Raw genomic sequence first — 11,224 nt, forward strand, 5'->3', positions numbered from 1 at the left:
CCAATACCTCCCACGCCCGGTCGGAAATATCGTGGCGGCGGTGCGCCGGCGCTGCGGCTGTTGCTGACATAGCTCCCATCCTGCTACATTGGTTACTACCTCAGCTTACCACCACTACCTTACTTTGACGACACACCCTAGACATTCAGGTCCAGCCACTGAGCGCAAAGATCCCGCGGACTAAAGCACGAAAGATGAATTCGAACGATTTAGGGCGCAAAATTCAGCAAAATGCGACGTCCACCGCGCGTGCCCTTCTTGAGTCTCATACACGTGTGCGACATTGACATTCTTAGCAAGAACTTAGGGTTGCGAATTCACTTTAGCTACACGAGAGAAAAAAATTCGAGTATATTTTAATTGTGAGCAATTTCACAAAACAATCCACCGGGAGGTTGCCTTGATCGGTTTTGTCACAGGTCTCGCGCTGCGCCGCCGTTCAGTTACGGTGCTCGCCGTCATTTTGGTGCTCGTTTCGGGCATATTTACGTACACCAGACTGCCGGTTGAGCTCTTTCCGGAAGTCGACTTCCCAATTGTCACGGTTACGACGTTCTACCCTTCTTCCAATCCAGTCTCGGTCGCAGAAAACGTTACGATCCCGATAGAAGATGCGATTGCGGGGATGGATGGCTTGGACACTGTCCAGTCCATTTCTACAGAGAACCTGTCCGTCATCATTGCCTCTTTCAAGTTCGGCACCGACATGGAAGAGGCGGAAAACATCGTCAACTCCAAAGTAAGTGGGATCTCCTTTCCTGATGGCGTGAATGACCCCAATGTTGGGCGCATAGACCCGGACTCGATTCCTTCTATGCGCATTAGCGTCACTGGCGAGAGGGAAATAGTTGAGTTGCAGGAAATTCTCGAGACCAGTGTCCTCCCCAAGATCTCCGGTATCGACGGCATTGCGAGCGTTGAGGTCACCGGAGACGTGCAGCAACAGGTTCTCATCACGGTAGATCCGGATCGTCTTTTGGAGGAGCGTATTTCGCTGTTCCAGGTCTCGCAGGCGCTGCGTGAGAACAACATCACGTTTCCCGGTGGGGCGATAACGAGCAACGGCCAGGTTCTGCCGGTGAAGACAACCAACCGATTCGGGACGTTGGACGAGCTCCGGCAGTTGGTGATTCCACGTACGCTCGTCGGGCCACCATCACAGACTGGCGCCCCGCCGCAGCCGTTGCGGTTAGCTGACGTCGCTGACGTGCAGCTCGGCGCGAGCGCTGCGCGCAGTATCTCGCGAACGAATGGCAAGCCCAGCATTGATATTTCCGTTTTCAAAGAGCCGGACGCCAACACGGTAGACGTCACAACTGCCGTGGAAGAGGCTCTGACAGCATTGGACATTCTGCCGCCGGATGTGGAAGTGATCATCGTTTACAACGACGGCCCCCAAATCCAAGCGCAGATTGATACATTGGAGCGGGAAGCGGTACTGGGTCTGACCCTTGCAACGATCGTCGTCTTTGCCTTCTTCCTTACCCTGCGCCCAAATGCCTTTCGGGGCGTCTTTCGGACCCTACGCCCGACTTTGGTGATAGTTCTTTCGATCCCTCTCAGCATCTTTGCCGGCGTTCTGCTCATGGACTGGCAGGGCTTGACGCTGAATTTTATGACGTTGGGGGGATTAGCCATATCCGTAGGACGTGTGGTGGATGACAGCATCGTGGTGCTGGAGAATGTTTACCGGAATATCGAGGGCGGTAGGGAGCGCTGGCGCGCCGCCTTAGACGCAACGGTGGAAGTTGGCCCCGCCATTACGGCCTCCACGCTGGCGACAATTGTCGTATTTGCACCGCTGGCCTTTATTCAGGGTCTCGTAGGGGCGTTCTTCTTCCCCTTTGCGTTGGCGGTCAGCTTTGCCTTGATCGCATCGCTCTTGGTGGCCTTGACCGCCGTGCCCGTGCTGGGAGCGTACTTGCTGCGGCCTGGCGACTTGCCCGAGGGCACCGGCGAAGAAGATGAGATTCCGGAGACGAATAACTGGATGCAGCGCATTTATGTGCCCATGCTGCGCTGGTCGCTGAATCACAAGACGCTTACTCTGCTTGCGGCAATCGTCATTGCCGGGGGCAGCCTGGGGCTGCTGCGCTTCATTCCCATAAACCTCTTTTCATCAGGTGGGACACAATTCGTCACCATCAACATGGAGTTGCCTCCAGGCACACGTGCTGAGGAAACCCTGGCCGAGGTCATCGCTCTAGAGGAGCAAATTAGCGAGTTTTCGGATATCTATAGCACGACTGCCGGCGCCGCTGCCGGCGCCTCCGCGCAAAGTTTCACGACTGGATTCAATCAAGCTTCCACATTCGTCCAACTAAAGGAGGATGTACCGGAAGACATCGTTGACATTCTGAGGCAAAGGCTGCCCACCACGGCAGACCGCAGGATTACTATCGTCGATGTCGGTGGTGGACCTCCTGCCGCCGGCTTGGAAATCAGTATCACAGGGAATGACTATGACGAGATTGCGTCTATCGCGCTGCTGCTCGCGAGCGAGTTGGCAACCATCGACGGCCTTGAGGATGTCACGAGCGACGTGAGCGAGGCCCGGGAGGAGGTGGTCGTCAACGTTGACCCTGAACGGGCGGCGACGCTCGGCTTGAGCACCCAGACGGTCGCCTTCCAAATCAACCAGATTCTTGTAGGTCAGACTGTCACCCAGATTGACGTGGGCGACGGCCCGATTGACGTAATCCTGAGTGGGCCGGCGGGTACCATTAACAGCGTCCAGACGATTAGTTCACTCATGATTGCCGGCCCAGGGGGGATTGCTCCCCTGAGTGACATTGCAACGGTTCAGGTGGTAGAGGGTCCAGTTGCAATCAATCGCACTGACCGTTTGCGTTCGGCGGGCATCAGTGGTGACATAACCGCAGATGACACCCAAGCTGTTGGGCTCCTGATCCAGGAGAAGATCGATGCCCTCGATCTGCCTCCCGGCGTGACTGTTACGAATGCCGGAGTCTTTGCGCAAATCGCGGAAGGCTTTGAGGATATCTTCCTTGCCATGGCGATCGGTATCATCTTGGTGTATTTGGTCATGGTTGCCAGCCTCGGTTCGCTGCGAAATCCGTTCGTGATTGTCACCAGCTTGCCGCTCGCCTTGATTGGCGCTTTGGCAGCGCTGGCAATCACCGGACGCTCACTCGGCCTACCGGGGATGATGGGCATTCTGCTGCTGATCGGTATTGTCGTTACCAACGCAGTGGTGCTCGTGTCGTTTGTCGAACAACTGCGGGAGCGTGGTCTTAGCGTCTACGAAGCCCTCATGCAGGGCGGGCGTATTCGGTTGCGGCCTATCTTGATGACGGCCATCACCACGAGTTTTGCTTTGGTTCCCTTGGCCGCCTTTTCAGAAGACTCGGGCGGTATATTGGGCGCTGAACTCGCAACCGTGGTGATCGGCGGCTTGGTGAGCTCGACGTTCCTGACCCTGCTCGTGGTGCCCGTGGTCTATACCCTGGCCAACCAGAGCATCCCCGGCCTGTTCCGTCGCGAGCCGCGTCGGCGGCCTGCGATCGAGCGCGTCGAAGTGCCCGATGAGTTTTCTCAGTCAGAGGGCGTATCTTGACCGGGCGAGCATTGGCTGGGACGACTGAAGTCTTTTCGTTGCCGTGATGAGACTGTAGCTTAGCGGTTCACGGCGCTGCCGGACGTGAAAACCGACATGTAAGACGCCCTTCCTCGCCGAGGAAGGGCGTCTTTCTTTTGTGTGTAAGAGAGAGCACGAAGTGAGGTGAGACTCTCTCGCCAGGAGGATACTCGAACTATTGCTCGAGCAATGGATTTATGCCCCGCACGTTGATGCCGTACTCGTAGACCAGGTCGCCACCGGTCATTCCCGAAACCGTCAAGGCTGCGATGCCAAGCAAGACGAAGACGAGGTAAAGGGGATTCGCTCCCACGTCGCGCTTGCGCCAGCGGGAGATCCCTCGCCACATTGTCACGGCAATGAAGAGGGCAGTAGCCCCAAAGCTCCAGAATAGATGGATGTTAATGACGCTGTGCACTTCCAACTCTTCGTATGGAAAGTGTGAGATCAGTCCCGTAATCGTCGAGACCACAGCGCCAATTGTCCCCAGCCAAAGCATGAACCATGTAGCGTGCTGCAATGAAGGACTAGTTCTAATGAAGAGGAACGCGCTCAGTCCGGCGCTGACAACGAGGAGCCCAATCGGGAAATGAACGGCAATTGCATGCAGGTCTTGGATGGTGTTGGCAAACAGTTCCAAAGTGTGCCTCCCTATCGCATGACGTAAATTGTCGAGGAAATTGCGTTGCGGGTTGTTTCTGTGGGCGATTGAAGAGTGTGGCAGTCAGGCCGCACTTGACCCCCCGCATTAACCGTTAGGACGCTATGAACCCTGCATTCGCCTCTACAACGCTCCGCCATGATGCTCGCAAATTGTGAATTAACTATGAAGGTTCCGGCGGTCTGGGGTCAATCTATCCCCCAAGGATGAAGTATCCGGGTAGTCGAGAGTGGGAATAGCGGCACTCAATAGGCTGCCGCGAGCTTGCGTTCGAAATTCCTTGACAATCTCTCAGTACGATCGAATGAGAGGCGGACAGAGCAACTCTTACCACGGGAGGTAAAGTATGAGAAAAAGACATTGGCTCATTGGTCTATGTGCGTTACTTGCACTGGCGGTGGGTGTTGGGGGCGGCACTGCATTGGCACAGGAGAGTGGCAACGGGGAAGACCAATCGGTGCGCGGGTTGATTACCCGAGTCGCCGACATTCTTGGGCTGGATGAACAGCGCGTCCAGGACGCCTTCGATCAGGCGCGGCAGGAGATGCGCGACGAACGTTTCGAAGAGATGATCGGGCAGAGGCTCGATGCTCTGGTGGAGAGCGGCCAAATCACTGAGGACCAGGCTGGTGAACTCCGCGATTGGTACGCGGCTCGGCCGGACTCCTTCTGGCTTGCCGGCGACTCAGTTGGCGGCAAGAGAGGTGAATGGGAACGGCGTGGCACGGCTAGTGGTCGCGGCCACTTCTCCTCGAAAGGGCAGATGGGCATGATGACCGGCGTGACCGAGGAGAGATTGACCCAGTATCTTGACACGCTTGTCGGCAGCGGCCGTATCACCCAAGAGCAGGCAGACGAGATTCGCGAGCGGTATGCCGGCCAACTTAATGGTATCCAAATGCGCGGTCGCTTCGATCGCGGTGGAAACCATGGCTGGCAGCGGGGGCACGGGTCATCCTTCCAAAATGGGCTCTTCAACTTCAGAGGATATCATCAGGAAAAGAATGAACTGATACCGGCAGTGCCCACGCTTACGCCTGACTCAGCTACGCCCACGACTGCTCCCACAGATTCTTCGGATGACAACTAGAGTGGCGGACTGAAGCACCGTCACCCGCCTCGCATTGTACGGTGCATTGGAACACGTACCACCATGAGCAACTCCTGGCAGGCCTGCCGATCCGGCGCTTGCCAGGGGTTGCTCGCTGCCGTAGAACATTCATAATTCCTTCACAGTTGTTGTTATGCTTAAAAGGAGAGGGCAAGTCAAAGACCGTGCCAAGACTTTACCGCTTTCTGGCACCGAGTTGCAGGAGTGTATCCCACGGGGAATGAGCAATACAAGAGCCGAATTTCGTGCGAGTGGAGAAGGACCAACATGGACCGGCTCGCCTTTCGCTCTTATCAGGACCGAATGGGGTGCAGGAGAAGAGGTGCGGTCCGCTAAGTCCATTTAGATACGGAGAAAGTCTCACATGGCGAGTACAGTACTCATAGTTGAAGATGATCCGGATACCGTAAAGCTGGTCAGCCTCTATCTGCAGCGCGATGGGCACAAGGTACTGTATGCGCACGACGGCATCAAAGGCTTGCAGCTCGCCAGGAGTGCCCAGCCGGACCTGGTAGTCTTGGACCTCATGCTCCCAAAACTTAACGGAATCGAAGTGTGCCGGGCATTGCGGCAGGAGTCTATGGTGCCGATTGTCATGGTGACGGCCCGCGTCGAGGAGGAAGACCGCTTGAAGGGACTGGACCTGGGCGCCGATGACTACGTGACCAAGCCGTTTAGTCCCCGGGAACTGGCAGCGCGCATTCGGGCGGTGCTCCGCCGTAGCGTCAAAGATGAACTGGAGGGCGGCCCGGCGGAGGTTGCGCACAGCGGTGTTACCGTTGACTTGCATCGTCGGAAAGTCTACGCGGATGACCAAAAGGCAGACCTGACGCCAACCGAGTTTGGGATCCTTGTCATGCTTATCAAGGAACCGGAGCGGACGTTTTCGCGCGAACAGATCATAGATCGCGTGCTTGGTTTTGACTTTCAGGGCTTTGACCGGACAGTAGACGCACACATCGCTAATATCAGGCGGAAGATCAGGCCACTGAGCGGCCCCGATCACATCCAGACCGTGTATGGCGTGGGCTATAGATTTAGCAATGACTAGGTGGTTCTTCAGCCTCCAATTTCGCCTCATCGTCGCGTTCGCCTTCGTACTCATGTTGGCGCTTGCGGCGGTTGGGCTCATCAGCGGACTTGCAGCGGAAAGGGAAGTTGAGGACTTGCGGGCCGCTACCAATGAGGCCGACCTAGCCAGAATTCATGAAGCGTTCACAGAATTCTATGAGCTTAGAGGCAGTTGGACGGGCGTTGGAGCCATTGTTGAACGCGCGAGTTACCTGACAGGCCGTGACATCCTCATTCTCAACGAGGACGACGTAGTTCTCTATGCTCCAAAGCAAGCGAGCAATGGCAGGCGCTCCCTTGAGAATAAGAACTACACCGACGTGCCCGTAGTTGTGGATAACGTAGACGTTGGTTCCGTTCATGTCGGCCCGGTAGCTTCACGCCCCACGTTCAGACGGTCTAGAGGTCCGGGAAGGGTGGCTGCCGCAGACGAGACTTTGGCGGAAATCACGGAACCCTCTCTGCGGCAATTTGCCGATACGACGTTTCGTTCGCTCCTGTGGTCGGGACTTGGTGCGGGCTTGGGTGGAATTCTGCTGGTGTCGTTGCTGTCGCGGAGGATGCTCCGTTCGGTGCGCAGGCTGACGTCCGCGGCGCAGAAGCTGGGAAGAGGCGATCTTACACAACGGGTAACTGTCTCCGGGCGCGATGAAATTGGCGAACTGACGAGCACATTCAATGCCATGGCCGAGGGACTTGAAAACGCCGAGCGGCAGCGCCGCAATATGGTTGCCGACGTGGCGCATGAACTGCGCACACCACTCACGAACATCCGGGGCTATGTCGAGGCGGTTCGCGATGGCATTCTAGATGCGGACGAGGCCACGATTGCGCACATACACCAGCAAACAATGTACCTCTCGAAGCTGGTGGAGGACCTGCGTGTGCTGGCAGAGACCGAATCCGCTGACTTTCAGCTAGATCTTGAGCAGGCGATTCTTGCCGAGGTGATTACGCGGTCGGTGGAGAGTTTTCGACAGCAGGTACAGAGTAGGGGCATTGAATTGACATGTGACTTTAGGCCTGACGAGGCGGCGGCAGGTCGCCTCGTCAATATCGATCGCACGCGTATTGAGCAAGTCATGAACAATCTGCTGCAGAATGCGGTGACGCACACGCCTGAGGGCGGATGGATTGGCGTCTCTATTGAACAGCATCCTGAGAAGCTATCGGTGACGGTCGCCGATAGCGGCGAGGGCATCCCCAATGAAGACCTGCCTTACGTCTTTGATAGGCTGTATCGTGTCGATCCTTCACGTACCCGCAGCACCGGCGGCGCTGGACTCGGACTAACCATCGCGAAGCAGTTGGTCGAGGCCCACGGCGGCACAATCCGGGCTGAGAGCACTCTGGGTGAAGGTAGCCGCTTTACATTCACCTTGCCACGCTCCCGTAACTTGCCACGCTCCTGAAGGCGCTTTACCAATCTTACAAGACGGGTCTCCCTGAGCTTCGCGCACCGTTCGTGCTGAGCCTGTCGAAGCACAAACCCACTAACCTACCTGCATTCGCCTAGAGCTCTCCTGCAGAATTCCGGCGGACGGAGACCTCTCCTCGGCGGAAACTCTCTATACACCTAGGCAAGAGTGAAACTTCAACCGCGCAGGTGATCTGGATTGCCGCCCTAGCCCGTTGCAGGGAACCTAGTGTCTTGCACCACTTCCTGAATCTTCTTGACTGCATCCTCATATCGGAACATACTCGAAGATGGGGGTTTCTCCAATCACGGAGAAATGTGTGCAATTCAGGAGGTCCCGCATGACTGCGACGAGACTTCGGAGTCTGTCATATCCGCCGACTCTTGCCAGGAAAGTCACGAGGCGAACTTGGCTCGGCTACGCTCTTCTTGGCGCTCAGGCGGTCGCCCTGGCTGCCTGCGGCGGCGATGATGATGAGGACGACGCCCAGCAGCCGCGGGCCGCACCGGAGGCCCCGCAGGCTTCCGTGCCCAAGCCGGCGCGAGAAACGACGACGCTAACGCTGGCCTCAATGTTGGTTGAATTCGGCTCTGTGGTTGGCAAAGCCGTTGATGAGTGGAACAGTGGCGAGTTTCCCGGCGCGTCTGAGGACATCCTGCTAGAGCGCCTCACGATTCAGATTTCCTCGCGGCGCGATCCAATGGAAAGTCTCGAGCATATACAAGAGCGCGTTCAAGCATTCTTGGCCGAGCGGGAATCTGCCGGCACGCCGTTGGATGTGCTCATGGTCAATCGCCTCTTCGATTTCCCCTGGGCCTTCCGCAGCGGCATCATCCAGCCGCTTGATCGCCTTTTGCAGCAAGACGGCAACGATCCCTTAGCGAAATTCTTGCCGCCGGCCTTGGAATTGGTGCGCTTTAGGGGCCAGATGATGGCATTGCCCGTTTCCTTGGGCGCCGGCGTAGCGCGGTACAACCCCAGGCACTTCGCAGATGCGGGCTTGCCTGTGCCCGACAACGGCTGGACTCGTGAGGAATTCGTTGCCGCTGCACAGCGACTCACGCAAGACACTGACAACGACGGCAAGATCGATTCCTGGGGCTTTCGTCCTATATGGAACTTCATGAATTGGCTGCCATTCGTCTTGCAGGAGACGGATAGGGACGTGGTAGACCTGAATACCGGCGAAGTGCGTCTCATGGACCCAGCGGCCCTGCGCGGCCTGCAGTTCTGGGATGACTTGGGAAGAGTGCATGGCATCATGCCCCATGGCGCCGAGGTGACAGCGGACCTCTACGAGGTTGAATTCTGGTATTGGCATCCCAGCACATTCTTCTATTACTTTGCGTCCCCCGCCAGCATCTCTACGGGTAAGCAAGCTCCACTCCCCACCGGACCCCGCGACGTAACGCCATTGGATTTGGGCGCTTCCTTGGCTATACCCGCTAGCGCCCGCGATGCTGTTCAGTCATATGAGGCGCTGGTCCCACTGGCAAGCTACCTCGGCGAGCGCTTCTTACTCCCGCCTGTTATTTCCGGACAAGAGTATATTGAGAAACCACAGTCCGGCTACATCAATCTCATGCTGCCGGAACATGACCGGCAGCTTGCGTTCCACGCACTGCAAACTGCCCGCCCATCGCCACTGGCCAGTAGTACTATGATGCTCTTTCAACTGTTCGAGAAGCTAACACTGCCGCTGGCGCGCGGTGAGATGGCGGTAGAGCAAGCTGCGCAAGAGGCACAGAACTGGCTGCAAGCCTATGTGAACGAGTAGATGAGCGTGCTGCCAATTGGCGCAATTTCACTTAGGAAAGAGTACTGGGGTAGGTGGTAATTGCCTTGTTGTGAGAGCGCCACATCCAAATCGAAAGCGGTCAAACGATGCCTTTGGAGCGCCAGTGGTTCATCCGGTGGTCAGCGTCTTCAAGTCGAGCAATGAGAGGAGTCTCTTGTGACGAGACGTGAGTTACTCGGCAGTGCCTTGCTTGGTGCGCAGGTGCTCCTCGTGGCTGCGTGCGGTGGCGACGATGAGGACGACGCGGAGCAGCCGCGCGCTGCGCCGGAGGCGCCGCAAGCCTCAGTGCCGCAAGTTGCCCGCGAGCCCGTAACGCTGAAGGTTGCCGCTGTGCTGGACCGGCACGGCAATTCCGTCGGCGATGCCATCGAGCGCTGGAATGAGGGCGGGGTCCCGGGCGCTCCTGAAGATGTCCGGCTACAACGCGTCAAGATTGGCATTCCGTGGTCGCCCGAGCCGCTGACACTCATCGAACGCGCGCAGGTCACATTGAGAGCGTTCCTGAGCGAACAAGAGTCTGCCGGCATACCGCCGGACTTGCTCATGGTCAACACATTCTTTGACTTCCCCTGGGGATATGGGAGCGGCCTAGTGCAGCCGATCGACCGGTACCTGCAGCAAGATCGCACCGAACCGATAGGGAAGTTTCTCCCCGCTGCGCTCGAGTTGGTGCGCTATCAAAGCCAGACCATGGCGCTGCCGGTTGCTCTGGAAGCCGGCGTGACGCGGTACAAACCCAAGCAATTCACCGATGCCGGCATTTCGCTGCCCGACAAGGGCTGGACCCGCGAACAATTCATCGCCGCTGCCCAGCAGCTTACCAAGGATACCGATAGCGACGGGAATGTGGATGAGTGGGGATTCAGCGCAGCGAGACTGTATTCAGGCTGGTTGCCGTTCGTGTTGCAGGAGCTGGACGAAGACGTGATAAACCTCGATACCGGCGCAGTGCGCTTGACGGACTCCGCGGCGCTACGCGGCCTTCAGTTCTGGGATGAATTGGGGCGCGTGCACGGCATCATGCCGCATGGCTTAACCGTGACCGCGGACCACTTTGATGCGGACTTCACCACTTTGTTGTCTGGCATGCTCTTCTGGAGTTATATACCTCCCAGCAACATGCTGCCGGGCCAACAAGCCCCGCTGCCGGCCGGGCCCCGGGACGTGACGCCGCTCGCGGTCTCGCAGGCAGTGGCAATACCTACCGTTGCGCGCGATGCCGCCCTTTCCTACGAGGTGTTGCGGCCGTTTGCCCTTCACCTTGGCGAGCACCTCCTCATGCCGCCCGTTATTGCGGGACAGCAGCACATTGAGAAACCCTCTACTGAATACTTGGAACTCATGCTGCCGCCCGAGGACAGGGAGCTCGTGTTTAATCTGCTCGATACCGCCCGGGCATCACCGTTGGCGAGCAGCCTTATGATGACGATTCGGCTATTTGAACGGCTGACGCTGCCGCTGGCGCGTAGTGAGATAAGCGTGGAACAAGCCGCGCAGCACGGGCAAGACTGGCTGGAATCTTACTTGAAGGAATGATCCTGTTCTTTCCTAATTCCGAGTGGGAAAC

General features: G+C 57.3%; 7 protein-coding genes. 6 read left to right on the forward strand and 1 reads right to left on the reverse strand.

The window, feature by feature from the left end:
• Positions 1-400: 400 nt before the first annotated feature.
• Complete coding sequence (locus OXE05_10425) at positions 401-3,577, forward strand: efflux RND transporter permease subunit (GenBank protein MCY4437735.1); 3,177 nt, start codon at positions 401-403, stop codon at positions 3,575-3,577.
• Between the two features lie 196 nt (positions 3,578-3,773).
• On the opposite strand, the gene OXE05_10430 is transcribed toward OXE05_10425, so the two are convergent.
• Positions 3,774-4,238 carry a DUF2231 domain-containing protein gene (locus OXE05_10430; GenBank protein ID MCY4437736.1) on the reverse strand — a complete coding sequence of 155 codons (465 nt, stop codon included), beginning with the start codon at positions 4,236-4,238 and terminating at the stop codon, positions 3,774-3,776.
• Between the two features lie 367 nt (positions 4,239-4,605).
• Here OXE05_10430 and OXE05_10435 point away from each other — a divergent pair, with 367 nt between their 5' ends.
• From OXE05_10435 to OXE05_10455, 5 genes are all read left to right on the forward strand, one after another.
• Positions 4,606-5,349, forward strand: coding sequence for a hypothetical protein (locus OXE05_10435; GenBank protein MCY4437737.1), 744 nt, complete (start codon positions 4,606-4,608; stop codon positions 5,347-5,349).
• Positions 5,350-5,734: 385 nt separating this feature from the next.
• Positions 5,735-6,421: a response regulator transcription factor gene (locus OXE05_10440; GenBank protein ID MCY4437738.1), complete on the forward strand. Its 687-nt coding sequence runs from the start codon at positions 5,735-5,737 to the stop codon at positions 6,419-6,421.
• Positions 6,414-7,853 carry an ATP-binding protein gene (locus tag OXE05_10445; GenBank protein ID MCY4437739.1) on the forward strand — a complete coding sequence of 480 codons (1,440 nt, stop codon included), beginning with the start codon at positions 6,414-6,416 and terminating at the stop codon, positions 7,851-7,853. The genes OXE05_10440 and OXE05_10445 overlap by 8 nt, the downstream gene beginning before the upstream one ends.
• A 346-nt stretch (positions 7,854-8,199) precedes the next feature.
• Positions 8,200-9,636 (forward strand): extracellular solute-binding protein, encoded by a 1,437-nt coding sequence (locus OXE05_10450; protein ID MCY4437740.1) that lies wholly within the window; start codon positions 8,200-8,202, stop codon positions 9,634-9,636.
• A 177-nt stretch (positions 9,637-9,813) separates the two neighbouring features.
• On the forward strand, positions 9,814-11,193 hold the full coding sequence (locus tag OXE05_10455; GenBank protein ID MCY4437741.1) for an extracellular solute-binding protein: 1,380 nt from the start codon (positions 9,814-9,816) through the stop codon (positions 11,191-11,193).
• Positions 11,194-11,224 lie beyond the last annotated feature (31 nt).

Source organism: Chloroflexota bacterium, from assembly GCA_026710945.1.
In the GTDB taxonomy this organism is placed as follows: Bacteria; Chloroflexota; UBA11872; order VXOZ01; family VXOZ01; genus VXOZ01.

Excerpts from the sequence above, each read along its gene's own strand:
- OXE05_10435 (MCY4437737.1), top strand. The coding sequence starts at position 4,606 with ATGAGAAAAAGACATTGGCTCATTGGTCTATGTGCGTTACTTGCACTG.
- OXE05_10450 (MCY4437740.1), top strand. The coding sequence starts at position 8,200 with ATGACTGCGACGAGACTTCGGAGTCTGTCATATCCGCCGACTCTTGCC.
- OXE05_10445 (MCY4437739.1), top strand. The coding sequence starts at position 6,414 with ATGACTAGGTGGTTCTTCAGCCTCCAATTTCGCCTCATCGTCGCGTTC.
- OXE05_10440 (MCY4437738.1), top strand. The coding sequence starts at position 5,735 with ATGGCGAGTACAGTACTCATAGTTGAAGATGATCCGGATACCGTAAAG.